Source organism: Streptomyces sp. MAR4 CNX-425 (assembly GCF_048656465.1).
GTDB lineage: Bacteria > Actinomycetota > Actinomycetes > Streptomycetales > Streptomycetaceae > Streptomyces.
The window spans coordinates 253,431-277,981 of record NZ_JBMDLF010000009.1 but is presented as its reverse complement, the minus strand read 5'-3'; the positions used below and the strand labels follow the sequence as shown (position 1 = coordinate 277,981).

General features: G+C 74.5%; 21 protein-coding genes, 3 tRNA genes and 2 pseudogenes. 8 read left to right on the top strand and 18 right to left on the bottom strand.

The features are described 5' to 3' along the window. Window positions 1-118: 118 nt before the first annotated feature. A pseudogene (locus ACHZ99_RS24815) lies at window positions 119-991 on the top strand (ATP-binding protein); the annotation flags it as partial. Between the two features lie 76 nt (window positions 992-1,067). Here ACHZ99_RS24815 and ACHZ99_RS24810 read toward each other — a convergent pair. Further along, window positions 1,068-2,231 carry an RNA-guided endonuclease InsQ/TnpB family protein gene (locus tag ACHZ99_RS24810; protein ID WP_420306941.1) on the bottom strand — a complete coding sequence of 388 codons (1,164 nt, stop codon included), beginning with the start codon at window positions 2,229-2,231 and terminating at the stop codon, window positions 1,068-1,070. Between the two features lie 73 nt (window positions 2,232-2,304). On the opposite strand from ACHZ99_RS24810, the pseudogene ACHZ99_RS24805 reads away from it, so the two are divergent. After that, window positions 2,305-5,430 (top strand): annotated as a pseudogene (locus ACHZ99_RS24805) (tetratricopeptide repeat protein); the annotation flags it as partial. Between the two features lie 19 nt (window positions 5,431-5,449). Here the strand turns inward: ACHZ99_RS24805 and ACHZ99_RS24800 are convergent. Continuing rightward, window positions 5,450-7,201, bottom strand: coding sequence for a DAK2 domain-containing protein (locus ACHZ99_RS24800; protein ID WP_420306940.1), 1,752 nt, complete (start codon window positions 7,199-7,201; stop codon window positions 5,450-5,452). 209 nt (window positions 7,202-7,410) lie between these two features. On the opposite strand from ACHZ99_RS24800, the gene rpmB reads away from it, so the two are divergent. Continuing rightward, window positions 7,411-7,596, top strand: coding sequence for a 50S ribosomal protein L28 (gene rpmB, locus ACHZ99_RS24795; protein ID WP_018839653.1), 186 nt, complete (start codon window positions 7,411-7,413; stop codon window positions 7,594-7,596). A 102-nt stretch (window positions 7,597-7,698) separates the two neighbouring features. Here the strand turns inward: rpmB and thiD are convergent, their stop codons facing one another. Both thiD and ACHZ99_RS24785 read right to left on the bottom strand, forming a co-directional pair. After that, window positions 7,699-8,595 (bottom strand): bifunctional hydroxymethylpyrimidine kinase/phosphomethylpyrimidine kinase, encoded by an 897-nt coding sequence (gene thiD / locus ACHZ99_RS24790; protein WP_420306939.1) that lies wholly within the window; start codon window positions 8,593-8,595, stop codon window positions 7,699-7,701. Beyond that, window positions 8,588-9,562: a thiamine-phosphate kinase gene (locus ACHZ99_RS24785; RefSeq protein ID WP_420306938.1), complete on the bottom strand. Its 975-nt coding sequence runs from the start codon at window positions 9,560-9,562 to the stop codon at window positions 8,588-8,590. The genes thiD and ACHZ99_RS24785 overlap by 8 nt, the downstream gene beginning before the upstream one ends. Before the next feature lie 137 nt (window positions 9,563-9,699). On the opposite strand from ACHZ99_RS24785, the gene ACHZ99_RS24780 reads away from it, so the two are divergent. Beyond that, the gene (locus tag ACHZ99_RS24780) at window positions 9,700-9,933 is read left to right on the top strand and encodes an Lrp/AsnC family transcriptional regulator (protein WP_018839656.1); all 234 of its coding nucleotides are present in this window, start codon (window positions 9,700-9,702) and stop codon (window positions 9,931-9,933) included. 20 nt (window positions 9,934-9,953) lie between these two features. Next, complete coding sequence (locus ACHZ99_RS24775; protein WP_420306937.1) at window positions 9,954-10,532, top strand: DUF3515 domain-containing protein; 579 nt, start codon at window positions 9,954-9,956, stop codon at window positions 10,530-10,532. Here ACHZ99_RS24775 and ACHZ99_RS24770 read toward each other — a convergent pair. The 3 genes from ACHZ99_RS24770 to ACHZ99_RS24760 all read right to left on the bottom strand — a co-directional run bounded on the left by ACHZ99_RS24770 (window position 10,529) and on the right by ACHZ99_RS24760 (window position 13,792). Next, window positions 10,529-11,698 (bottom strand): D-alanine--D-alanine ligase family protein, encoded by a 1,170-nt coding sequence (locus ACHZ99_RS24770; protein ID WP_420306936.1) that lies wholly within the window; start codon window positions 11,696-11,698, stop codon window positions 10,529-10,531. The two genes, ACHZ99_RS24775 and ACHZ99_RS24770, sit on opposite strands and share 4 nt — an antisense overlap. A 328-nt stretch (window positions 11,699-12,026) precedes the next feature. Then, a complete protein-coding gene (locus ACHZ99_RS24765) occupies window positions 12,027-13,049 on the bottom strand; it encodes an NAD(P)H-dependent glycerol-3-phosphate dehydrogenase (protein ID WP_420306935.1) in 1,023 nt (340 codons plus the stop codon). After that, window positions 13,046-13,792 (bottom strand): lysophospholipid acyltransferase family protein, encoded by a 747-nt coding sequence (locus ACHZ99_RS24760; protein WP_420306934.1) that lies wholly within the window; start codon window positions 13,790-13,792, stop codon window positions 13,046-13,048. Before ACHZ99_RS24760 ends, ACHZ99_RS24765 begins: the two co-directional genes overlap by 4 nt. Window positions 13,793-13,948: 156 nt before the next feature. Here ACHZ99_RS24760 and cofC point away from each other — a divergent pair, with 156 nt between their 5' ends. Next, complete coding sequence (gene cofC, locus ACHZ99_RS24755) at window positions 13,949-14,716, top strand: 2-phospho-L-lactate guanylyltransferase (RefSeq protein ID WP_420306933.1); 768 nt, start codon at window positions 13,949-13,951, stop codon at window positions 14,714-14,716. A gap of 66 nt (window positions 14,717-14,782) precedes the next feature. Beyond that, complete coding sequence (locus ACHZ99_RS24750) at window positions 14,783-14,986, top strand: hypothetical protein (protein WP_420306932.1); 204 nt, start codon at window positions 14,783-14,785, stop codon at window positions 14,984-14,986. A 154-nt stretch (window positions 14,987-15,140) separates the two neighbouring features. On the opposite strand, the gene ACHZ99_RS24745 is transcribed toward ACHZ99_RS24750, so the two are convergent. The 4 genes from ACHZ99_RS24745 to leuC all read right to left on the bottom strand — a co-directional run bounded on the left by ACHZ99_RS24745 (window position 15,141) and on the right by leuC (window position 18,303). Continuing rightward, on the bottom strand, window positions 15,141-15,809 hold the full coding sequence (locus ACHZ99_RS24745; protein ID WP_420306931.1) for an HU family DNA-binding protein: 669 nt from the start codon (window positions 15,807-15,809) through the stop codon (window positions 15,141-15,143). 127 nt (window positions 15,810-15,936) lie between these two features. Further along, window positions 15,937-16,149: a hypothetical protein gene (locus ACHZ99_RS24740; RefSeq protein ID WP_344294954.1), complete on the bottom strand. Its 213-nt coding sequence runs from the start codon at window positions 16,147-16,149 to the stop codon at window positions 15,937-15,939. 126 nt (window positions 16,150-16,275) lie between these two features. Further along, a complete protein-coding gene (gene leuD / locus ACHZ99_RS24735; protein WP_420306930.1) occupies window positions 16,276-16,887 on the bottom strand; it encodes a 3-isopropylmalate dehydratase small subunit in 612 nt (203 codons plus the stop codon). Between the two features lie 3 nt (window positions 16,888-16,890). Continuing rightward, window positions 16,891-18,303 carry a 3-isopropylmalate dehydratase large subunit gene (gene leuC / locus ACHZ99_RS24730; RefSeq protein WP_420306929.1) on the bottom strand — a complete coding sequence of 471 codons (1,413 nt, stop codon included), beginning with the start codon at window positions 18,301-18,303 and terminating at the stop codon, window positions 16,891-16,893. A 120-nt stretch (window positions 18,304-18,423) separates the two neighbouring features. Between leuC and ACHZ99_RS24725 the strand changes: the two genes are divergently transcribed. Beyond that, on the top strand, window positions 18,424-19,140 hold the full coding sequence (locus ACHZ99_RS24725; protein WP_420306928.1) for an IclR family transcriptional regulator: 717 nt from the start codon (window positions 18,424-18,426) through the stop codon (window positions 19,138-19,140). 82 nt (window positions 19,141-19,222) lie between these two features. Here ACHZ99_RS24725 and ACHZ99_RS24720 read toward each other — a convergent pair. The 7 genes from ACHZ99_RS24720 to ACHZ99_RS24690 form a co-directional block, all read right to left on the bottom strand. Continuing rightward, a tRNA-Glu gene (locus ACHZ99_RS24720) sits at window positions 19,223-19,298 on the bottom strand. A gap of 36 nt (window positions 19,299-19,334) precedes the next feature. Then, window positions 19,335-19,407 (bottom strand) — tRNA-Glu (locus ACHZ99_RS24715). 24 nt (window positions 19,408-19,431) lie between these two features. Next, a tRNA-Gln gene (locus ACHZ99_RS24710) sits at window positions 19,432-19,503 on the bottom strand. Window positions 19,504-19,602: 99 nt separating this feature from the next. After that, entirely contained in the window at window positions 19,603-20,196 is a 594-nt protein-coding gene (locus ACHZ99_RS24705) for a GTP-binding protein (protein ID WP_078627698.1), read from the bottom strand. Further along, window positions 20,177-20,815 (bottom strand): DUF742 domain-containing protein, encoded by a 639-nt coding sequence (locus tag ACHZ99_RS24700; protein WP_420306927.1) that lies wholly within the window; start codon window positions 20,813-20,815, stop codon window positions 20,177-20,179. Before ACHZ99_RS24700 ends, ACHZ99_RS24705 begins: the two co-directional genes overlap by 20 nt. Before the next feature lie 89 nt (window positions 20,816-20,904). Beyond that, a complete protein-coding gene (locus ACHZ99_RS24695) occupies window positions 20,905-21,318 on the bottom strand; it encodes a roadblock/LC7 domain-containing protein (protein WP_078524293.1) in 414 nt (137 codons plus the stop codon). A gap of 9 nt (window positions 21,319-21,327) precedes the next feature. Further along, window positions 21,328-24,096, bottom strand: coding sequence for a nitrate- and nitrite sensing domain-containing protein (locus ACHZ99_RS24690; protein WP_420307008.1), 2,769 nt, complete (start codon window positions 24,094-24,096; stop codon window positions 21,328-21,330). Window positions 24,097-24,551: the final 455 nt, after the last annotated feature.

The following is a 24,551-nucleotide window of genomic DNA, read 5'->3' as shown; positions in this document are numbered from 1 at the left end:
GTACCGCGGGCCCGCGCGGTTCTACGATGGTCCGCCTCGAACTCCCCTTCGCGATCACCGGCACCGCTCGGGGTCGCCCGACCCGCGCCGCCGCCCACCCCCCGCCGGCGCTCCCGCGATGACTTCTGAGAACGCTGCCGCGCCCACCTCGTCCCACACCTTCCAGGTCGATCTGCGCGGCCTGGTGGACCTGCTCTCGCACCACCTCTACTCCAGTCCCCGGGTGTATCTGCGGGAGCTGCTGCAGAACGCCGTCGACGCGGTCACCGCGCGCCGCGCGGCCGACCCCGCGGCACCGGACCGCATCCGGCTGTACGCGGGCCCGGACGCCGCCGCCGCGGACGGGGGGCCGGCGGGCGGGCTGCGCGTGGAGGACAGCGGCGTCGGGCTCACCGAGGCGGAGGTGCACGAGCTGCTCGCCACCATCGGCCGCAGCTCCAAGCGCGCCGGGGACCTGGAGTCCGCCCGGGCGGAGTTCCTGGGCCAGTTCGGCATCGGCCTGCTGGCGTGCTTCCTGGTCGCCGAGCGGATCCGGGTGGTGAGCCGGTCGGCGCGCGAGCCGGCGGCGCCGCCGGTGGAGTGGACGGCCGCCGGCGACGGTTCGTACACGGTACGGACCCTCCCCCCGGACGCCCGCCCCGAGCCCGGCACCACCGTGCACCTGACGCCGCGGCCCGGCTGCGCCGAGTGGTTCGACCCGGACCGCGTCGCCGAACTCGCCCGCGACTTCGGCTCGCTCCTGCCGTACGACGTGCGCGTCGGCGAGACGCCCGTCACCGACCTGCCCGCCGTCTGGGACCGCCCGCACCCGAGCCCGGCCGCCCGCCGGGTGGCGCTGGCGGGCCACTGCCGGGAGGTCTTCGGCTTCACCCCGCTCGACGCCGTCGAGCTGGACGTGCCGCTCGCGGGCGTGCGCGGGGTCGCGTACGTGCTGCCGTCCGCCGTCAGCCCGGCCCAGCGCGCGGGGCACCGCGTGCACCACCTGGGCGTCAACTACCTCGGACTGGAATCCGGGGTTTGCAGGCAGTATGAGGCGTGATGCCCCACTGTGGTTCCTGCGTCCGGAGCTATCTTGCGGTAGCTCTGGGGCGGTTGACTGCGCCCCGCTTCCACGCAGCCTCGCCGCGGTGGGCGATGTTGCGGGAGCCGTTGTGGTCCGCGTGCATGACGATCCCGCAGGAGCGGCACGCGAACCGTGCTTGTGTCACCCGGTTGGTCCGGTGGGTGTGCCAGCACTCGGAGCACTGTCGGGAGGTGTTGCGCGGGTCCACATGGACCACGGCGACACCGGCCCGCCGGGCTTTGTACTCGACGAAGGCGCCGAGCTGGGCGAAGGCCCAGGAGTGCAGTCGTGCCCGCTGGTCCTTCTTGGCCGTGACCCTCTGCCGGATGCCGCCCAGGTCTTCCAGGACGATCGCGCGCGAGGTGCGTTCAGCGGTATGCACGAGCTTCTTGGCGATGATGTGGTTGCGCTGAGTGGCGTATCGTGCCTCGCGGCGCCGGTTGCGCTTCAGGGCTCGCGCGGCGGACTTGGTGCGCTTCTTCTGGAGCTTGCCCCGAAGGTCACGCCTGCGCTTGCGGTAGCGATTGACCTGGCGGCCGGACATGATCTCGCCGTCGGATGTGGTGGCGATGTTCACGATCCCCAGATCCACGCCGAGGAACCCGTCCGGCTCGGACACCGGCGGTTCGGGGACATCAATGGTGGCGTACAGGAAGAACATCCCGTCCCGCATCACCAGATCCGATTCGCCCTTACGGGACGCCAGCAGCCTCATGGCCTCGGGCGAGCAGATGAACGGGACACCCTTGACACGTCCGGCCACGGTCCAGATGGACACCGTCCGGGCGTCCAGATTCCACGTCAGGATGCGGTCGTCGTATGGCTGCGCGGCGTCCTCGCGGAAGACGACCGGCTTCGACTCCACCCACGCACGACTCTTGGAGCCTGGCGGACCGTAGTTCCCCGCCCGGACGTTCGCCTTCACGGTGGCGTAGGCGTCACACACCTTCTTCACCACGCGCACGGCCGGCTGCGCCCCCAGATCGAAATCAGCCTTGATCCGGTGGTACACCGCCTCTTGCAGCACGTTCCGCCGCTTCAGGCCCTTGGCGAACGCCACCTGAGAGGCCACGTTCGCGGCCCGGTTACAGGTACGCAGGGTCGCCGCCAAAGCGTCCGCGTCATACGCGGACACCGGCAGCAACTTCACCTGCGCAACAATCTTCACGCAGAACACGCTAGTACAACCGGTCACCAGACATCAAACTAGGAGAACGCAAAGGAGCCCGAGGGCCCCGGCGTTCGTGCCCTTCGCGCGGCTGCTGCGCATGTGGGACGAGCGGCCGGAGGACTTCGACGAGGAGGACACCCACCGGCTGTTCTGGATGTTCAAGTGGGTCTCCTCCGGGATGATCGACCAGCCGCACATCCCGCTGGCGGCGATGGAGAAGTGGCTCGCCGAGATGGGGCGCCGCTACCGCCTCGCCGGGCACAGCGAACGCGCCGTGCGGCAGGCGGATTACCACATCGCGGAGCACGTCGGCGACGAAGCGCGCGCCGCCCGCGCGTACACCGCCTGGCGCGCCGCGGAGCGCGACGCCATGAGCGACTGCCACGCCTGCGAGCTGCGCGGCCAGGGCGGCTGGGAGGCGGCCCACGGCGACGACGCCGCGGCGCTGGAGCTGTGGCGGCCGGTGCTCGGCGGGGTCCACGCCTGCGCCCACGAGCCGCACGCGACGCTCGCGGAGTCGCTGCTGCCGCTGCTGCGGCTGGGCCGGTCGGCGGAGGCGCGGGCGAACCACCTGCGCGGGCACCGGATGGTGCGGCAGATGGAGAGCATGCGGTTCGCGTTCGCGCGGCACGTGGAGTTCTGCGCGCTGACGGGCAACGAGGCGCGGGGGCTCGAACTGCTGGCGGAGCGGCCGGCGTATCTGGCGGACCGCGGGGAGCCGTCGAGCCTGATGGCGTACCTGGCGGTGACGACGCTGCTGACGCGGCGGCTCGCGGCGCTGGGACTGGGCGGTGAGCGGGTGGTGGGCCCGCCGGGGGCCGCCGGGGGCGCGGCCGGCGGGTGGACGGTCGCGGAGCTGGCGGCGTACGCGGAGCGGGAGGCGCTGGAGCTGGCGGGCCGCTTCGACGCGCGGAACGGCACCGCGGCGGTGTCGGCGAGGGTACGGGAGCGGATGGCCCGCGAACCGCTGGCGGAGCGGCTGCCGCTGGGGCTGCGCGCGGGCCGCGCGGCCGGCGCGGGGCGGCGGGCACCGGGGACGGCGGGTCCGGCGGACGGACCCGCGACGGGGGCCGCGGCGGGTTCCGCTGCCGGTTCCGCGGCCGGGGCGGCCGCCGTCCGGCCCGGGGTGGCGGAGCTGCTCGACGCGGCCCGGGAGCGGACGGCGGCCCGTCACCCCCGGGCGGTACGGGCCTGGGCGGAGGCGGCGCGCGCGGCGGCGGAGGCGGGCACGGAGCTGGACGTACGCGACCGCGCCGCCGCCGCCGCGCACCGCGCCATGGACCCGGCCACCGCGCCCGGCGAGGCGGCGGCCCTGTTCACCACCTCGGCCGAGCTGTTCGAGGCCGCCGGCGACCCGGGCCAGGCGGCGGTGTCGCGCGCCCGCGCGGCGTTCGCGACGGCGCTCGACGGCCGTACGGAGGAGGCCCTGGCGGCGGTCTCGGAGCCCTGCGCCCGGGCGCAGGCGCTGCACGCGGAGGGCCGCGCGAGCGCGGGCCAGGCGGTGGCCCCGCTGGTCAGCCGGGCCCGTATCCACGTGCTGCGCGCCGAGGCCGAGGCCGCCGCGCCGCCCGCGCCGGACTCCGCCGCTCCCGCTCCCCGTACCGCCGACGAGGCGCTCGCCGCGCTGCTGGCGTTCGCCGAGCCGCACCGGGACGACCCCCGCGTGGCCGGCCGGATCGCCGAGGCGCACGAGCTGCTGGCCGGACTCGCCGCGAACCGCGGCGACGCGGAGGGCGCCGCCGCGCTGTACGAGCGGGCGATCGGCGAGTACGCCGCCGCCGGCGTCCCCTGGTACGCGGTGCAGGCGCAGGCCGGGCTGGCCGGGCTCGCCGCCGGCCGCGGCGACCGCGAGACCGCCGAGCGCGCCGTGCGCGGCGCGCTGGAGCACAGTGCCCTGTACGACAGGCCCGCAGGGGAGGCGAGCCTCCACCTGCAACTGGCCGACCTCCTCTGCAACACCGGCCGCGACGCCGAAGGCGCCGAGCACCTGCTCGAAGCCGCCCACTGGGCCGACGAGGCCGGCGACGGCGACGGCATGGGCGCCTGGGCCCGCCACCACCTCGGCGGCGCCCTGCTGCGCCTGGGCCGGACGGCGGAGGCGGCGACGGTGCTGGAGGACGCGGTCGCCGACCTGGCCGCGGAGCGGCACGGCGACGGCCCCGTCGTCCAGACCCGCTGGTGGCTGGGCGACGCCCTGGGGCGGCTCGGGGAGCACCGGCGGGCGGCGGAGCAGTTCCTGCTGGCCGCCGAGGTCGCGGCGGGCTGGGGCGGCGAGGGGGCCCGCGACCACGCGGTGCTGGCGACGCTCGCCGCGCAGTCGCTGAGCGCCGCGGGCCTCGACGCCGAGGCGGGCCGCGCGTACGAGCGCGCCGGCGCGCTGTGGCGGGAGCTGGGCGACGTCCCGGCGCTGATCCGCACGCTCCGGGCCCGCGCCTGGCTGGCCGTCCGCCCGGGCGGGCCGGGCCCGGCGGCGGGGCGGGAGCTGATGGCGGAGGCGGAACGGGAGTTGACGGCGGCCCTGGCGCCGGAGGCGGGAGCGGCGGCCGACGAGGCCGCCGGGCCGGCGGGTTCCGCGCCGACGGCCGGTCCCGCACCGGCGGCAGCGGCCCCACCAGGCACGGACCGTACGGGCACGGACCGCACGGGCACGGAGGCGTCCGGGCCCGGCGCCCCGCCGCCGACGGAGTCGGCACTCCCGGCCGCAGACGCCGCGGCTCCGCCGCCGGGCGATGGCGGGGATCCGGGCGGCGCCGCCGGCGCCGGCGCCGCGCCGCCCCGCGACGTGCTGCTCGCCGAACTCGCCGCCACCCGGCGGCAGACCGGCGACCTGATCGCCTCCGCCTGCGGCACCACCCCCTCCGACCCCGACGAGGCCGCCGCCGGCGCCGCCCGCGCCGCGTACGAGGAGGGCCTGGCCCACGTCGTACGCGCCGTGGCCGGCTTCGCCTCCCTGGGCCCCGGCTGCCGCGGCGAGCACACCGGCGCGCAGCTGCTCGCCGGCTGGCTGGAGGCCGACCTCGGCCGCCCCGAGGCGGCCGCGCGGCACTCCCGCGCGGTCCTCGCGGCGTACGGAGACGGGGAGGACGGCGTGGCAGACGGCGGGGACGGCGACCCGGAGGACGACGAGGCGGCCGACGAGACCGCGGAGTCCCGCCGCGGCGAGGCCCGGGCGCTGCTGGACTACGTGACGGACTGACCGCCGCCCGGCCGCGCCGCTACTCCACCCCGATCAGCAGCGGCGCCGCCTGACTCCCGCCGTCGTACACCACCGTGTCGACCGCCAGATGCGCCCCGCGCACATGCGCCTCCAGCCGCCCGCCGAAGCCCGGCGGCAGGTCCGGGCCCAGCACCAGCGTGACCAGCTCGCCGCCGCCCGCCAGCATCCGGTCCAGCACCGCCTCCGCGGTCTCCGCGAGGTCGGCGCCGACCACCGCCACGTCGCCCTCCACCACCCCGAGCACGTCGCCCGGGCGGCAGATCCCCGCCGTCGTCCACGCCTCCTGCTCCGCGACCGCCAGCTCCGCGTGCCGGGTGGCGCCGGCCGCGGCGGTCATGGAGACCACGTCCTCGTCGAACCGGCGCCCCGGGTCGTGCACCGCCAGCGCCGCGAGCCCCTGCACCGCCGCGCGCGTGGGGATGAGCGCCGCCCGTACGCCGGACGCCCGCGCGTCCTCCACCGCCACCGCGGCGGTGTGCCGCAGCCCCGCATCGTTCGGCAGCAGGACGACCTCCCGCGCCCCGGTGCCGCGCATCGCCGCCGCCAGCTCCCCGCTCGCAGGCGGCTCCCCTTCCCGTACGGTCACCACCCCCGCGCCCGCCTCCGCGCACAGCGCCGCCAGCCCGTCGCCCGGCACGACGGCGACGACCGCCCGCCCCGCGCGCTCGCCCCCGGCCGCGCCCGTGCCGGGGCCCGCGGGGGCGGCGAGGGCCAGGTGGGTGATCCGGATGCGGTACGGGCGGCCGGCCTCGACGCCGGCCTCGACGGCGGCGCCGGCGTCGTCGACGTGCACGTGCACCCGCCACAGCCCGTCGCCGCCGACGACGACGAGGGAGTCGCCGAGCGCGTCGAGCCGCGGCCGGAGCCGGGCGACGGCGTCGTCGCCGGCCTCCAGCAGGTAGATCACCTCGAACGCGGGCCCGCCGCCGGCAGGTCCGGGCGCCCCGGGCGCCGCGCAGGCGTCGTCGTCGATCCGTCCGGCGGCCGCCGGGACCCCCGCGCGGCGGCCGGAGAGGGCCAATTCCGTGGGCCGGGCGGCGCCGCTCAGGGCGTCGGCCAGCGTGCCCAGCACCGCCACCAGCCCCAGCCCGCCGGCGTCCACGACGCCCGCCCGCCGCAGTACGTCCAGCTGCCCCGTCGTCGCGGCCAGCGCCTCCCGGGCGCCTTCGTACGCGCCGCGCGCCACCCGCGTCGCCGGCGCGGGGCCGCCGTCGGCCGACCGCTCCGCCGCCGACCGCTCCGCGGCCGCCGCGGCGGCGTCGGCGACGGTCAGCATCGTGCCCTCCACGGGATGCTCCACCGCCGCCCGCGCGGCGTCCGCCCCCCGCCGCAGCGCGCCGGCCAGCAGCCGCCCGGCCCCGGCACCTCCCCCGGCACCGGCACCGGCACCGCCACCGCCACCGGCACCGGCCGCGACCACCGCGCCTGTCAGCCCCCGCAGCAGCTCCGCCAGGATCGTCCCCGAGTTGCCGCGCGCGCCGATCAGCGCGCCGTGCGCCATCGCCCGCAGCACGTCCGCCACCGCCGGCTCCCCGCCGCCGTCGCCGTCGCCCGCGGCGCCGTCCCCCGCGAACGCCCCGTAGACCGCGTCCACCGCCTGCGCCGCCGACTCCACCGTCAGATACAGGTTCGTTCCGGTGTCGCCGTCGGCGACCGGGAAGACGTTGACGGCGTCGATCTCCTCCCGGCCGCGGCCCAGCGCCTGAAGGGCCAGGGCGCACCAGGCCCGCACGGCAGCGGCGTCGAGCACCTGCGCAACCCCCTCGGAGACGGCCGACGGCAAGGCCGGGTACGGTGTAGCCGCAGCGTAGCCGCTGGACCGGCGATTTCCTCCGCCGGGAAGCGCCGTAGTATGCTGCACAGGTTGCCCGGTCCCGTACCGGGCCCTTCCTTCCCGGCACGGCGGATCCGCTCATGCCGGGATCCGACCGTTCGTGCATCAGAAGCTTGGAGTGACCCGTGGCAGCCAACTGCGACGTCTGCGGCAAGGGGCCGGGCTTCGGCAACAACATCTCCCACTCGCACCGCCGCACCCGCCGCCGCTGGAACCCCAACATCCAGCGGGTGCGCGCCGTGGTCGGGGGGACGCCGAAGCGCCTCAACGCCTGCACCTCGTGCATCAAGGCGGGCAAGGTCTCGCGCTGACGTAGCGCGGCCTCCCGGCACGCACAGCGAGCCGGTCCACCCCGGGTGGGCCGGCTCTCTCGCGTTCCCGGCGGCGCTCCGGCCCGTACGCGGGCGGACGGGTCAGGGCGTACGGGGCTCCTCCCCCGCGTCCGGCCGCCACCGCCAGCCGTGGTCCACCGGCCCGGTCCCCTCCCCCAGCGGGAACCCGCCCGCGATCGCCCCCGTCACGTACTCCTTCGCCGCCGCCACCGCCTCGGGGACCGTCCGCCCCCGCGCCAGATACGCGGCGACCGCGCTCGCCAGCGTGCAGCCGGTGCCGTGGGTGTGCCGCGAGGGCAGCCGGGGGGCGCGCAGCCAGTGCTCCTCGGTGCCGTCCGTCAGCAGGTCCACGGCGTCCACGGGGTCCGCGGCCTCCGCGCCACCCGGCCCGCCGGCACCGCCGCCCGCCGGCAGGTGGCCCCCCTTCACGAGCGCCCACCGCGGCCCGTACGCCAGCAGCGCCGCCGCCGCCCGCGGCATGTCCGCCTCGCCCGCCACCCGGATCCCCGTCAGCCACGCCACCTCGGCCAGGTTCGGGGTGACGACCGTGGCGGCCGGCAGCAGCCGCGTCCGCACCACGTCCAGCGCCCCGGCCGCCAGCAGCCGGTCGCCGTGGGAGGAGACGCCCACCGGGTCGACCACGACCGGCGCGGCCGTGGTCGCCAGCAGCTCCGCGACCGCCGCCGCCGTGCCGGGGCCGGCGAGCATGCCGGTCTTCACGGCCTGCACCCCGATGTCGTCGACGACGCTGCGGAACTGCGCCCGGACCGCCGCCGCCGGCAGTTCCCAGCTGCCCTGCACACCCCGGGAGTTCTGCGCGGTCACGGCGGTGACGACGCTCATGCCGTGCACCCCGAGCGCCAGCATCGTCTTCAGGTCCGCCTGGATGCCCGCGCCGCCGCCGGAGTCGGAGCCGGCGACGGTCAGCACCCGCGGCGGCGCGGCCCGGCCGGCCGCGGCGGCCGCCGGCTCAGTCACCGAAGTGGTCCCAGCCCGCCGCGCCGCGCCACGGCTCGCCGTCCACGGTCACCTGCGCCGCCGCCGACGGCGCCCGTACCTCGCCCACGACCCGCCACCGCGCCGGCAGCTTCACCTGCGGCGGGAACGTCGCCACGATCGCGTGGTCCTCGCCGCCGGTGAGCACCCACTGCAGCGGGTCCACGCCCACCGCCTTGCCGATGTCCGCCATCTGCCCGGGCACGTCGAGGGCCGCGGTGCGGATGTCGATACGGACCTTCCCCGCCGCCGCGACGTGCCCGAGGTCGGCCAGCAGCCCGTCGCTGACGTCCGTCATCGACGTCGCGCCGAGCCCCGCCGCCGCCGGGCCCGCCTGGTAGGGCGGTTCGGGGCGGCGGTGGGCCTCGACGAAGGCGCGGGGCGAGCGGAAGCCGCGGGCCAGCACGGCGTGACCGGCCGCGGACCAGCCGAGCCAGCCCGTCACCGCCACCACGTCGCCGGGGCGGGCGCCGGCGCGGGTGACCGGCTCGTGGCCCTGCATGTCGCCGAGCGCGGTGATGGCGAGGGTGATGGCCTCGCCCCGGACCACGTCGCCGCCGACGACGGCGGCGCCGGCCACCTGGCACTCGTCGCGCAGGCCGTCCATCAGCTCCGCGGGCCAGGTGACGAGCAGGTCGGCGGGGACGACGAGGCCGACGAGGAGCGCGGTGGGGACGGCGCCCATGGCGGCGATGTCGGCGAGGTTCTGCGCGGCGGACTTGCGGCCCACGTCGTACGCCGTGGACCAGTCGCGGCGGAAGTGGCGGCCCTCGATCAGCACGTCCGTGCTGGCCACCACCCGGCGGTCGGGGGCGCTGATCACCGCCGCGTCGTCGCCCGGCCCGACCCGTACCGCCGGCGTCGTGGTCAGCCGGGAGGTCAGCTCCCGGATGAGCCCGAACTCGCCCAGCTCCCCCACGGTGCCCCGCCCCTGGCCGTGGCCCCTCATCGGATCGCTCCTTCCGTCAACCCGGCGCCCGCGGTCTCGCCCGTCGTGGCCGGTCCCGACCCTCCCGCGCCGGCCGGACAACGCGATACGGTTGCGTCTCTTCCCACATGATCCTCGAAGCCGCCCCTGGAGGTTCCGTGGTACAGGCTTACATCCTGATCCAGACCGAGGTCGGCAAGGCCTCTGCCGTCGCCGAAGTCATCGCCAAGATCCCCGGAGTGATCCAGGCCGAGGACGTCACCGGGCCGTACGACGTGATCGTGCGCGCCCAGGCGGACACCGTCGACGAACTCGGCCGCCTCGTGGTGGCCAGAGTCCAGCAGGTGTCGGGCATCACCCGCACCCTTACCTGCCCGGTCGTCCATCTCTGAGCCCCCCGTATGCTCGGCCCGTGACCACGCTGAGCTCACCGTCCCGGCCTGCCCGGCCCGACCCCGCCGCGCCAGCAGACCGCCTCGTCCCGCACTTCCGCCCCACCCGGCCATTCCGCTCCGCTCGCCGCCTGCCCGCCGCGCTCCTGCTGCTCGCCGCCGTCCCGCTCGCCTGTTCCGGGGGCGACGGCGGCGCGCCGCAGCTGGCCGTGCCGACCCCGAAGGGGAAGGCGGTGGACTTCTGCGGCAGGCTCGCCGAGCGGCTGCCGGACACCGTGGACGGCCAGGAGCGCCGCAAGACCGAGCCGGTCTCGAAGCTGACCGCCGCGTGGGGCGACCCCGCCGTGCAGCTGCGCTGCGGCGTGCCCAAGCCGGCGGTGCTCACCCCAGGCAGTGAACATTACAACCCCTACGTCCAGGCGGCCGTCGTGAACGGGGTCGACTGGGTGGTGGCCGAGGCCGACGACGGGCGCCGCTTCGTCACCTCCGGCCGCAAGGCGTTCGTCGAGGTCACCGTGCCGTCCGCGTACGCGCCCGAGGTGAACCCCCTGACGGACCTCGCGGACGCGGTCAAGTCGGCCGTCCCGACCAGGCTCTAGCGCAGCCCCGTCGAGCGGCGCAGCGCCGCCTGGATGAGCCGGTCGACCAGCTCCGGGTAGCTCACGCCGCTCTCCTGCCACATCCGCGGGTACATCGAGATGGGCGTGAAGCCGGGCATCGTGTTGACCTCGTTGATGACGAACGCGCCGTCGTCGGTGCGGAAGAAGTCGGCCCGCACCAGCCCCTCGCAGGAGCACGCCTCGAAGGCGGCGACCGCGAGCCGCTGCACCTCGGCGGTCTCCTCGTCGGTCAGCGGCGCCGGCACGACGCCGTCGGCGGAGTCAATGTACTTCGCCTCGAAGTCGTAGAAGTCGTGGCTCGTGGTCGGCGGGATCTCGGCGGGCACGCTGGCCCGCGGCCCGTCCTCGAACTCCAGCACGCCGCACTCGATCTCGCGCCCGCTGACCGCCGCCTCCACGATGATCTTCGGGTCGTGCCGGCGCGCCTCGGCGAGCGCGTCCTCCAGCTCGCCGAGCCCGGCGACCCTCGTGATGCCGATGGACGACCCCGCCCGGGCCGGCTTCACGAACACCGGCCAGCCGTGGTCGGCGGCGAAGTCCACGATCTTCTTCCGGGCCGCCGCGCCCTCCCGCCCGGGCTCGCCCTGCTCCCACTCGCGCGGGCGCACCACGGTGTACGGGCCGACCGGCAGCCCGTACGAGACGAAGACCCGCTTCATGTACTCCTTGTCCATGCCGACCGCGGAGGCCAGCACCCCGGAGCCCACGTACGGCACCCCGGCCAGGTCGAGCATGCCCTGCAGCGTGCCGTCCTCGCCGTACGGGCCGTGCAGCATCGGGAAGACGACGTCGACCTCGCCGAGCGCCTTGGGCACCTGCCCCGGCTCGGTGTAGACGACCTCGCGGCTGCCCGGGTCGGCGGAGAGCACGACGGCGCCGTCCTCCGCCTCGGCGTCCACGAGCTCCGCCACGGTGGGCACCCGGCGGTCGGCGATGGCCATCCGCTCCGGGTCGTCCGCGGTGAGCGCCCAGCGGCCGTCCGCGGTGATGCCGATGGGCAGCACCTCGTACTTCTCGCGGTCGATGGCGCGCATCACGGCGCCCGCGGTGACCACGGAGATGCCGTGCTCGGAGCTGCGCCCGCCGAAGACGACGGCGACGCGCGGCTTGCGGCCCTGGCTTTCGTAGGAGTGCTCGCTGCTCATCGCTCGCACATTACCCGCTGCGCGGGGGAACGTCAGTGTCCCGCGGTCCGGCGCCGCGCGTCAGTGTCCCTCCGCCCTTGGCGCTGCGCGACATCGGCTCCTTCAGTGCCACCAACGGGCGGCTTGCGTCGTGTTCCCGTCGTGCCCGGCGGGACGGGGCGGCGGCGGGAAGGGGGCGTGCGCGCGGGGGAACGTCAGTGTCCCGCGGTCCCGGCGCCGCGCGTCAGTGTCCCTCGGCCCTTGGCGCTGCGCGACATCGGCTCGTTCAGCCTCGCGTCAGTGTCCCTCCGCCTTGGCGCTGCGCGACATCGGCTCGTTCAGCCTCGCGTCAGTGTCCCTCCGCCTTGGCGCTGCGCGACATCAGCTCCTTCAGCGCCACCAGCGGCGGCTTCCCGTCGTGCACGATCCGCACCACGGTCTCGGTGATCGGCATGTCGACCTCGTGGCGGCGGGCCAGATCGAGCACCGACTCGCAGGACTTGACGCCCTCGGCGGTCTGCCGGGTGGCGGCGATGGTCTCCGCGAGGGTCATGCCGCGGCCGAGGTTGGTGCCGAAGGTGTGGTTGCGGGACAGCGGCGAGGAGCAGGTGGCCACCAGGTCGCCCATGCCGGCGAGGCCCGCGAAGGTGCGCGGGTCGGCGCCCAGGGCGCTGCCGAGGCGGGCGGTCTCGGCGAGGCCGCGGGTGATGAGCGACGCCTTGGCGTTGTCGCCGAGGCCCATGCCGTCGGCGATGCCGACGGCCAGCCCGATGACGTTCTTGACGGCGCCGCCGAGTTCGCAGCCGACGACGTCGGTGTTGGTGTACGGGCGGAAGTACGGGGTGTGGCAGGCCGTCTGGAGCCGCCGGGCCACCGCCTCGTCCGCGCAGGCGACCACGGCGGCGGCGGGCTGCCGGGCGGCGATCTCGCGGGCGAGGTTGGGGCCGGTGAGCACGGCGACGCGGCGGTGCACGTCCGCGGCGGCGGCGCCCTCCTTGGCGACGACCTCCTCGATGACCTCGCTCATGCGCCGGGCGGTGCCCAGCTCGACGCCCTTCATCAGGCTGACGAGCACGGTGCCGTCCGCGAGCAGCGGCGCCCAGCGCTCCAGGTTGCCGCGGAGCGTCTGCGCCGGTACGGCCAGGACCGTGAACTCGGCGTCGCGGGCCGCCTCCGCGGCGTCGGCGGTCGCGGTGACCGCGTCGGGCAGGCGGACGCCGGGGAGGTAGTCGGGGTTCTCGCGGGTGGCGTTGAGGGCGTCGACGAGCGCGGCCCGGCGGCCCCACATCGTCACCCGGCAGCCGGCGTCGGCCAGCACCAGCGAGAAGGCCGTGCCCCACGAGCCGGTGCCGAAGACGGCGCAGCGCGTCACGAGTTCTCCTTACGGTCCGCGGAGCGGCGGCGCTGTTCGGCGCGTACGGTCTTCGGGTCGAAGCGCTCCGCGGGCGCCTGCTCGCCGCGCAGCTCCTCCAGCAGGCGGGTGACGGCGTCCATGATGACCTCGGTGGCCGCCGCGAGCACCTGCGGGGTGGGCTCCCTACCGTAGAACTCCGACAGGTCCACCGGCGGCCCGGCGAGCAGGTGGAAGGTCTTGCGGGGCAGCAGCCGGGGCTTGCCGTACGGCGGCAGCACCTCGTTCGCGCCCCAGTGGGCGACGGGGATGACCGGCGCCCCGGTGACGAGCGCGACCCGGGCGACGCCGGTCTTGCCCTTCATCGGCCACAGCTCCGGGTCCCGGGTGAGCGTCCCCTCGGGGTAGAACGCGACGCACTCGCCGTCCTCGACGGCTTTGACGGCGGCCCGGAATGCTTTGGAGGCGTCGGTCGACTCGCGGTAGACGGGAATCTGCCCGGTGCCGCGCATCACCGTGCCGACGACGCCCTTCTTGAACAGTCCGTCCTTCGCCAGGAACCGCGGCACCCGCCCGGTGTTGTACTGGAAGTGGGCATAGAAGAAGGGGTCGAGATACGAGTTGTGGTTGACGGCGGTGAGGAATCCGCCGTCGGCCGGTATGTGCTCCGCGCCACGCCAGTCCCGCTTGACGAGCACCCGCAGCGGCGGCTTGCAGATGGCCGCGACCAGCCGGTACCAGAAGCCGATCCTCCGCCGTGACACGGTCCTCTTCACCTTCCCGGATTTTCCTCGGTGCACCTTTCGTGGCCGAAACAGTCTCGCCGCGGGTCGCACGTCTGTCGAGAACACCGTACGCCCATGTGACCGGCCCACCGGTCCGGACGGAGCACCGGCAGGTGACAATGGGGCGGAACGACGATGACGAAACGCATGGCACCTGCGCAGACGGAAGTACCCGGCCGGCCGGGCCGGCGGCTCTGGCATGTCGTCGTGCCGCTGAAGCCGCTGGCGCTGGCGAAGTCCCGGCTGGGCCCGGCGGCGGGCGAGCCGGGCCGGGGGCGGCTGGCGCTGGCGTTCGCGCTCGACACGGTGGCCGCGGCGCTCGGCTGCCCGGCGGTGGGCTCCGTGACGGTCGTCACGGACGACGCCGAGGCGGCGGGGCGGCTGGCAGCGGTGGGGGCGCGGGCCGTACCGGACGCCCCGCGGGCGGGGCTGAACGCGGCGCTGGCGCACGGGGAGCAGCGGATCCGGGCCGAGCGCCCCGGCGCCGCCGTCGCGGCGCTGAACGCGGACCTGCCGGCGCTGCGGCCGGCGGAGCTGGCCCGGGTGCTGGCCGGGGCGCCGGGAGAGCCGGACGGCGGGGGCGGGGCGGACGGCGCGGGCGGCGGGCGGGCGTTCCTGGCCGACGCCCCGGGCACGGGCACGACGCTGCTGGCGGCGGCCGCGGGGGTGGCGCTGGCGCCGGGGTTCGGGGTCGCGTCGCGGGCGCGGCACCTGGCGTCGGGGGCCCGGGAGATACGGCTGGCGGGGGTGGACTCCGTACGCCAGGACGTCGATACGGCCGCCGACCTGCGGGCGGCGCTGGCGCTGGGGGTGGGGGGGCACACGGCGGCGGCGCTGGCTCGGCTGGCGGCGTGCGGGCGGCCGGTGGCGGGGGCGGCCGGGGCGAACGGCGGATGCCGGTGAGCGGATGCCGGTGAGCGAATGGCGGCGGGCGTGTGCCGGCGGGCGCGGGCCGGTAGCCTGCCGCGCATGCAGGCCACAGCGTTCACGTACGACCCGCAGACCCGCAGCGGCAGCGTGCTCCTCGACGACGGCACGCCGCTGCCCTTCGACGGGGCGGCGTTCGCCGCGGGGGGGCTGCGGCTGCTCAGGCCGGGCCAGCGGGTGCGGATCGAGACCGAGGGCGAGGGCGAGTCGCGCAGGATCGTCCTGGTGACGCTGCAGACGCTCTGACGCCGCGCGCGCCCGCGCGCACCGCCTGCGCCACGCGCGCCGCCCGTGCCGCGGGCGGCGCGGGCCCGGCGCCCCCGCGCGGCCGCCCGGACATGCCGCGGGCCGGTCTCCCCGAGGGGAGCCGGCCCCGCTTGCGGACCCTGCGCCGGGTCCGTCACCGCTTCCTGGCAGTGGTCTTCTTGGCCGTGGTCCGCCGGCCGGCGGACTTGCGGGCCGGCGCCTTCTTGGCGGTGGCCTTCTTCGCCGGGGCCTTCTTGGCCGACTTCTTGGCGGTCGCCTTCTTGGCGGTGCTCTTCTTGGCGGTGGTCTTCTTCGCCGAGGTCTTCTTGGCCGTCGTCTTCTTCGTCGCGGACTTCTTGGCCGTGGCCCGCGTGGCCGGGGCCTTCTTGGCCGCGGTCTTCTTGGCGGTGGTCTTCTTCGCCGTGCTCTTCTTGGCCGCGCTCTTCTTGGTGGCCTTCTTGGCGGCGGCCTTGGCGGTGGTCTTGGTGCCCCCGGACAGGCTGCCCTTCGGGGCCTTCTTCACGGCCGTGTCGTTCTTCGGCAGCCGCTTGGAGCCGGAGACGAGGTCCTTGAAGCCCTGGCCCGCGCGGAAGCGCGGCACGGAGGTCTTCTTGACCCGGACGCGCTCGCCGGTCTGCGGGTTGCGGGCGTAGCGCGCCGGCCGCTCCACCTTCTCGAAAGAGCCGAAGCCGGTGACCGACACCCGCTCGCCGGAGACGACCGCACGAATGATCGCGTCGAGGACGGCGTCCACGGCGTCGGCGGCCTGCTGCCGGCCGCCCATCTTGTCGGTAATAGCTTCAACGAGCTGTGCCTTGTTCACGTCTTCCCCTTCGGAGGCATTGATTGCCGGAACGAAATGTTCAAGCCTTTTCGCACGTTAGGCAGATATATACCGCAAATCAAAGGCAAAACGTCTCTCATCACCCTTGTGTCGCAACGGACTCCCGCTACGAGCGGGCGTCCAGCTCCCGCCGCAGGCGCTCCAGCCGCCGTGCGGCCCCGGCGAGATCGTGCTTGGCGGCACCCGTGATGGCGAGCAGGCGCCTTGTCAGCTCGGCGCGTTCGGCGTCCGTGACGGCCACCTCGCGCACCTTGCGGTGAGCCTCCTTCAGCCCGGCGGCGACGGCCTCGTAGAGCGCGAGTTGGCCGTCGGGATCCATGCGCCGATTGTGCCATCTGCGGTGAGTTGTCGCTCGGGGGGACGCCAACGCGGCGGCGTGCAAAACCCCGCGCCCGCCACCGGTCGGTGGCGGGCGCGGGGTCGCTGCGCGGCGGAAAACCGCCGGTCAGGCCGGTACCGTCGACGGCTTGAACGCCGGCCGGGACGCCTCGAAAGCGGCGATGTCGGCTTCGTGCCGAAGAGTGATGCTGATGTCGTCGAGGCCGTTCAGCAGCCGCCAGCGGGCGTTCTCGTCCAGCTCGAACGGCGCGGTGAACGCGGGGGCGCCGGGCGCACCGCCGGCGCGTACCTCCAGGGCTTCGAGGTCGACGGTCACCTCGGTCGCCGGGTCGGCCTCGACCAGCTCCCACAGCCGGTCGACGGCCGCCTGCGGCAGCACCACGGTCAGCAGTCCGTTCTTGAGCGAGTTGCCGCGGAAGATGTCGGCGAAGCGGGACGACACGACCGCCCGGAAGCCGTAGTTCTGCAGCGCCCACACGGCGTGCTCGCGGGACGAGCCGGTGCCGAAGTCCGGGCCGGCCAGCAGGACGCTCGCGCCCCGGTGGGCCGGGCTGTTCAGCACGAACTCCGGGTCCTTGCGCCAGGCCTCGAAGAGGCCGTCCTCGAAGCCGTCCCGGGTGACCTTCTTGAGCCAGTGGGCGGGGATGATCTGGTCGGTGTCGACGTTGCTGCGGCGCAGCGGCACGGCGCGCCCGGTGTGGGTGGTGAAGGCTTCCATGGATCAGACCTCCGCGGTGGTCAGGTCGGCCGGGGAGGACAGCCGGCCGGTCACGGCGGTGGCCGCGGCGACCTGCGGGGAGACCAGGTGCGTACGGCCGCCCTTGCCCTGCCTGCCCTCGAAGTTGCGGTTGGAGGTGGACGCCGAGCGCTCGCCGGGGGCGAGCTGGTCGGGGTTCATGCCCAGGCACATCGAGCAGCCCGCGTGCCGCCATTCGGCGCCGGCGGCCGTGAACACCTTGTCGAGCCCCTCCTCCACGGCCTGCAGCGCGACCCGTACGGAGCCGGGCACGACCAGCATCCGTACGCCGTCGGCGACCTGCCGGCCGCTCACCACCTCGGCGGCGGAGCGCAGGTCCTCGATCCGGCCGTTGGTGCAGGAGCCCACGAACACGGTGTCGACCGCGATCTCGCGCAGCGGCTGCCCCGCGGTCAGGCCCATGTACTCCAGCGCCTTCTCCGCGGCGACCCGCTCGGCGGTGTCGGCGTACGAGGCCGGGTCGGGCACCTGCGCCGTCAGCGGCGCGCCCTGCCCGGGGTTGGTGCCCCAGGTGACGAACGGGGCCAGCTCGGCCGCGTCGATGACGACCTCCCGGTCGAAGACCGCGTCGTCGTCGGTGCGCAGCGTGCGCCAGTACTCCAGGGCGGCGTCCCAGCCGGGGCCCTCCGGGGCGTGCGCGCGGCCCTTCAGGTACGCGAACGTCGTCTCGTCCGGCGCGACCATCCCGGCGCGCGCGCCGGCCTCGATGGACATGTTGCAGATCGTCATCCGCGCCTCCATCGAGAGCTTCTCGACGGCCTCGCCGCGGTACTCGATGACGTAGCCCTGGCCGCCGCCGGTGCCGATGCGGGCGATGATCGCGAGGATCAGGTCCTTGGCGGTGACGCCGTCGGGCAGCTCGCCGTCGACGGTCACGGCCATGGTCCGGAAGGGGGCCATGGGCAGCGTCTGGGTGGCGAGCACGTGCTCGACCTGGCTGGTGCCGATGCCGAACGCCAGCGCGCCGAACGCGCCGTGCGTGGAGGTGTGGCTGTCGCCGCAGACCACGGTGGTGCCCGGCTGGGTGAGCCCCAGCTGCGGGCCGACGACGTGGACGACGCCCTGCTCGACGTCGCCGAGCGGGTGGAGGCGTACGCCGAAGTCGGCGCAGTTCTTGCGCAGGGTCTCCAGCTGGGTGCGCGAGACAGGGTCGGCGATGGGCTTGTCGATGTCGAGGGTGGGGGTGTTGTGGTCCTCGGTGGCGATGGTCAGGTCGGTCCTGCGCACCGGACGGCCCGCCTTGCGCAGGCCGTCGAAGGCCTGCGGGCTGGTCACCTCGTGGAGCAGGTGCAGGTCGATGAAGAGAAGGTCGGGCTCGCCCTCCGCGCGCCTGACGACGTGGTCGTCCCAGACCTTCTCCGCGAGTGTCCTTCCCATCGCATTCCCATCGTCGTTGATCGCGAACTGCGTGTGTGCGTACGTCCGTGCCCCACAGGGTGACGCGTCCGCCGGAAATTTGAACTTGCGTTTCACAGTGTGAGACGCGAGTATCGTTGCATGGACAACTCTAGCGGCGTCGGCGTACTCGACAAGGCGGCTGTGGTGCTGAGCGCGCTGGAGTCCGGTCCGGCCACCCTCGCCGGGCTGGTCTCCGCGACCGGTCTCGCCCGCCCCACGGCCCACCGGCTCGCGGTGGCCCTGGAGCACCACCGCATGGTGGCCCGGGACATGCAGGGCAGGTTCATCCTCGGCCCCCGGCTCGGCGAGCTGGCGGCGGCGGCCGGCGAGGACCGGCTGCTGGCGGCGGCCGGGCCGGTCCTCACGCATCTGCGGGACATCACCGGGGAGAGCGCCCAGCTCTACCGGCGCCAGGGCGACATGCGCATCTGCGTGGCGGCGGCCGAGCGGCTCTCGGGCCTGCGCGACACCGTGCCGGTGGGCTCCACGCTGCCCATGAAGGCGGGCTCGGCGGCCCAGGTGCTGCTCGCCTGGGAGGAGCCCGAGCGGCTGCACCGGGGGCTGCAGGGCGCCCGGTTCACGGCCACGGCGCTGTCGGGCGTACGGCGCCGGGCGTGGGCCCAGTCCGTCGGGGAGCGGGAGCCGGGCGTCGCGTCCGTCTCCGCGCCCGTACGGGGCCCGTCGCACCGCGTGGTGGCCGCCGTCTCGGTCTCCGGCCCGATCGAGCGGCTGACCCGGCACCCGGGGCGGATGCACGCCCAGGCGGTCGTGGACGCCGCCGCGCGGCTCACGGACGCGCTGCGCCGGTCGGGCTGACGCACCCGCGGCGGGGCCGGCGGCGCACGAGCGGCACGAGCAAGGGCCTCCCGCGCGGCGGGAGGCCCTGCGATGGTCCGGCTGGTACCCCCGACCGGATTCGAACCGGCGCTACCGCCTTGAGAGGGCGGCGTGCTAGGCCGCTACACAACGGGGGCCTTGGACGATCCCCTCCTCGCGATGGAGAGGACCTGTACCCCCGACCGGATTCGAACCGGCGCTACTGCCTTGAGAGGGCAGCGTGCTAGGCCGCTACACAACGGGGGCGAGCACGTCAGCAACTGCGTTGCGCTGGGGTACCAGGACTCGAACCTAGACTAACGGAACCAGAATCCGTCGTGCTGCCAATTACACCATACCCCACCAAAACACAACCCCCGTCGCGGGGGCTCTGTTCAGGTGGCCGCCGTTCCCGGCGACGGACAGAACATTACCCGATCGCGGACCGCACTCCAAAACGGGTTAGCGGAGCCGGGCCATGAGCGCGTGCTCGACCAGCGTGATCAGCGTGGACTTGGACTCCGAACGCTGCCGGGCGTCCGTCGTCAGGATCGGCGTCTCCGGCCCGATCTGCAACGCCTCCCGCACCTCGTCCGGCGAGTACGGCTGATGACCGTCGAACCCGTTCAACGCGATCACGAACGGCAACCCCGAGTTCTCGAAGTAATCCACCGCCGGGAAACAATCCGCCAACCGCCGCGTATCCACCAGCACCACCGCACCGATGGCACCACGCACCAGATCGTCCCACATGAACCAGAAACGATCCTGACCAGGCGTCCCGAACAGATACAGGATCAAATCCTGATCCAGCGTGATCCGGCCGAAGTCCATCGCCACCGTCGTCGTGGTCTTCCCCGACACCTGCGACAGATCATCGATCCCCGCGGACGCCGACGTCATCACCGCCTCGGTACGCAACGGATTGATCTCCGACACCGAACCGACGAACGTGGTCTTGCCCACCCCGAAACCACCCGCCACCACGATCTTCGCCGACGTGGTCGCACGAGCCGGAGGAGAACCGGCCACACCACTAGAGCTTGCGAAGTCCACTGAGCACCCTTTCGAGCAAAGTCACATCTGGCTGACCCCCCGCGGAGTCGCCGCCGCCCGGCTGGTGGATCGTGACCAGGCCGGCTTCCGCGAGGTCGGCCACGAGGATGCGCGCGACGCCCAGCGGGAGGGTCAGCAACGCGGAGACCTCCGCGACCGACTTGAGTTCATAGCACAGTCGGCAGATGCGCTGGTGCTCGGGGAGCTGGGAAGTGAGGCGGGAGGGGTCGGCAGTGGTCTGCACCAATGCCTCGATGGCGAGCTGGTAGCGCGGCCGGGTCCGGCCGCCGGTCACGGCGTACGGGCGCACCAGCCGCGACTGCGGGCCCCGGGCCGCCCGTCCGCCGCCGGCGGCGGGCGCCGGGGCGGGCTGCGGCGCGGGCGCCGGGCGGCCTCGGTGCTGCGGCGGGTGGCCGTCGCCGTACGACGACGGGGCCGGAGCCGGGGCCGGCGGCTCGTGCTGGGGCTGATGGTACGGCTGGTGGTACGGCTGCGGCCCGCCCGGGGACCCGGGCGCGCTCGGGTCGGGGTACGGCATGCCCGGCTGGTCGGTCGGCTGCGGCCCGTAGCCGTACCGCCAGTCCTCACCACCGTGAGGTACCTCTTGGTGAGCTGCCACTGCGTTCCCCTTCCCCGACGGCGTGCCGGAGCATCACTGCACTCGACGCACCTTAGCCCGGCGAGCGTGCAACGTGCATCGATTGTCGGCTAGTTCAGCAGGCTGCCCTGCAGCTCCGCGCGCAGATCGGGGGTGAGCACCGCGCCCGCCCGGTCGACCAGCAGCGCCATCTCGTAGCCCACCAGGCCGATGTCGCACTCCGGGTGCGCCAGCACGGCCAGGGCCGAGCCGTCGGAGATCGACATGATGAAGAGGAAGCCGCGCTCCATCTCCACCACCGTCTGGTTGACGTAGCCGCCCTCGAAGATGCGCGAGGCGCCGGCCGTCAGCGACGTCAGACCGGACGCCACCGCCGCCAGCTGGTCGGCACGGTCCCGCGGGAAGCCGTCGGACATCGCCAGAAGCAGTCCGTCGGCGGAGACCACCACCGTGTGCGACACCCCGGGGGTGTTGTCCACGAAATTGGTGATCAACCAGTTCAGGTTCTGCGCCGCCTGGCTCATCGGGCTCACCTAACGCTCCTGATCGTATGTGCCGGGGCCTGTGCCCGGCCCGTCACTCTGCTGCGGTCCCTGCTGCCGGCCCTGCTGGACACCGCGGCGCAGGTTGCTCAGCCGGCCGCGTACGTCCTCCGGGTCGCGGGAGACCTGTGGGCCTCCCAGCTGGGGCTGCTCCGCGGTGCCCTCCACCAGGTTCTGGCGGGGCACCCGCCGGGGAAGGCCCGCGGAGGTGACCCCGCCCGCCTTCGGTTCGCGCACCTGCTCGGCGCGCTCCCAGCGTTCGTCGTTCGCCGACCGCCACTCGTCGTCGGGCGAGGCCGGCTCCGGTTCGCCGAAGCCGAAGCCCCGGCGGCCGTCCCCGGCCTCAACCGGAGATTCCGCTTCCAGTTGCGCCGGGCTGTCGTACGCGCCCTGCCCCGTCCAGGAGTTCGGCGGGGCGTCGGGCTCCACGTGGCCGTACGTATCGTACGCGGGCTCCGGCGAGATGCCCCCGGGCGCGAAGGGATCAGTGCCCACATCTTCCGCTTGGGAATCGTGGAAGCCGGGGGTACGGTCCTGCGCCGCCGCTTCCAGCGCCGCCCGGCGCTCCTCCCGCAGCAGCGAGCGCTGGATGGGGTCGAAGACGCCCTCCTGGCCGCCGAGCGCCGGCATCGGCGAGCGCGGCCCGTCGAGCTGGGGGGTCTGGTACGAGGAGTCGTCGAAGCCCAGCTCCGCCGCGCTGCGCGCGCGCCCGCCCGGGAAGCCGTTCCCCGCCGGCTGGAAGGACGGGCGGTCCGCGACGATGCGCGAGACGGTGAACTCGTCCTGCTGGTCGGACGTCTCGGCGGCGCCGCCGAAGGCGATGGCCTCGGGCAGCATCACCAGCGAGGTGGTGCCCGACTGCTCGCCGGAGGGGCGCAGCTGCACCCGGATGCCGTGCCGGTCGGCCAGCCGGCCGACCACGAACAGGCCCATGCGCTGCGAGATCGCGACGTCCACGGTGGGCGGGTTGGCGAGCCGGTGGTTGATGTCCGCGAAGTCCTCGGCGGTCAGCCCGATGCCCTTGTCGTGGATCTCGACCATCACCCGGCGGTCCGGCAGCCGGGTGGCGGTGACCCGCACCTTGGTGTGCGGGGAGGAGAACGTGGTGGCGTTCTCCAGCAGCTCGGCGAGCAGGTGGACGAGGTCGGTGACGGCGCTGCCGTGGATCTCGCTGTCGGGCACGCCCTCCAGCTCGATGCGCTCGTACGACTCGACCTCCGAGGTCGCCGCGCGTAGCACGTCGACGAGCGGGACCGCCTCGTCCATGTGCCGGCCGGTGTCCTCGCCCGCGAGCACCAGCAGGTTCTCGCCGTTGCGGCGCATGCGGGTGGCGAGGTGGTCCATGTGGAACAGGTTCTCCAGCTGCTCCGGGTCCGCCTCGTGGTCCTCCAGGCCGGAGATCAGCTCCAGCTGGCGTTCGATGAGGCCCTGGTTGCGCCGGGAGAGGTTGGTGAAGATCGCGTTCAGGTTGCCCCGCAGCAGCGCCTGCTCGGCGGCCAGCCGGACCGCCTCCCGGTGCACCTGGTCGAAGGCGCGGGCGACCTCGCCGATCTCGTCGCGGCTGTGCAGCGGGATCGGCTGGACGCGGGTGTCCACCCGGCCGGGGTCGGTGCGGGAGAGCTGGTCGACGAGCATCGGCAGCCGCTGCTCGGCGATGCCGAAGGCGGAGTTGCGCAGGAGCCGCATGCTGCGGCCCATGGCGCGGGCCATCATCGCGGCGATGACGAAGCCGATGAGCAGCGCGCCGACGGCGATCGCGGCGCCGACGACGGTGTCGCGCTTGGCGGACTCGACGATGTCGTGGGCGTCGGCCACCGCGCGGTCGGCGAACTCGATCTCGACGGTCCGGTACGCGGCGATGGGCACGCTGGTGGCGGCGTACCAGGTCTGCGGGGTGATGCCCTGCTCGGCGAGCGACTCGGGGGTGGCGCCCTCGCCGATCCCGGCGATGCCGGCGAGCATCGCCGAGGGCTCCGGCGGCGCGGTGAACTCGCCGCCGCCGCTCTCGGCCTCCCGCTGCGCCTCCGCGAGGCGCTGCCTGGCCTCGTCCTCCTGGTCGGCCAGCGCGTCCCCCAGCATCCGGTTGTCGGCCTCGGTGCTGCCGGTCCGGAACTCGTCGAGGGCGATGGGCTCCAGATAGGCGAAGGAGGCCAGCGCGGTCTTCTCCTCGGCCAGCACCTCGGCCTTCTCGGGCGGGCTGACCAGCAGCTCGGTGCCGATGGAGCGGACCAGCGAGGCGGCGGACTTGGACAGCGAGATCGCGTACATCGCGCGGCCGTAGCTGGTGATGTTGCTCGTGCCCAGGCCCAGCTCGTTGGCGAAGGTCATCAGCGGGCGGTACATCTGCGCGTACCCGAGGTGGGTGTCGGTGCCGGGCATCCGGGACGTGAACGCCGCCTGGCGCATCTGCTCCAGCTTCTTCTCCTGCTCCCGGAAGGCGTCGAGCCGGCGCTGGAGGCCGTCGGTGTCCGGCATGTCCTCGACCTGCCGGTCGAACTCGGCCGCGGCGGCGTCGGTGGCCTGGCGCGCCTCGGTCACCCGGCTCGACTCGCGGTCGCCGTGGAGCAGCGGCTGCACGGAGACGTCGCGCTCCGCCATGAGGCGGTCGGCGTAGTCGGCGGCGGCCTTGGCCACCTTGGCGGTGCTCTCCGCGTCCTGGGCCTCGCGCCAGGTGTCCACGGAGTTGGTCACCTGGAAGCCCGCGAAGACCAGGGCCACGATCACCGGGATCAGCAGGATCGCGTTCAGCCGGGTGGCCACCCGCCAGTTGCGGGGCGACAGCCGGCTGCCGCTCGGCGGCGGCGGGGCCGGCTGCTGCGCCCCGGCAGGGGGCGGCGCCGCCGCGTGCGGCGGCGGGCTGAAGTTGCCCCGCGCCTCCTGCGCGGGGCCCTTGCTGCTGCGCCTCACCGGACCAACAACCTCTCGGCCTACTCTCGGGTCAGTTCCTCGAATTCCAGCACGCCGGGCGGCACATTCCAAACGCCTGGCGCGGACTTCGTACGCTCACATCGGGACCGTCAAATAGGGCGTAAGCGGCGACAACCGACAAAGCGCTACGACGCCATCAGCGGAACGGAGTCGGCCGCCTGCGTCCTGTGCATCCGATCCCCCCAATCTGCTTCCAAACGTTATCAACGCCTCAGGGGCGGGCCGCACCCCTTGGTGCGACCCGCCCCTGGGCGAAGTCCCCGGCCGGCGGCACCCGTCGGGGCCGG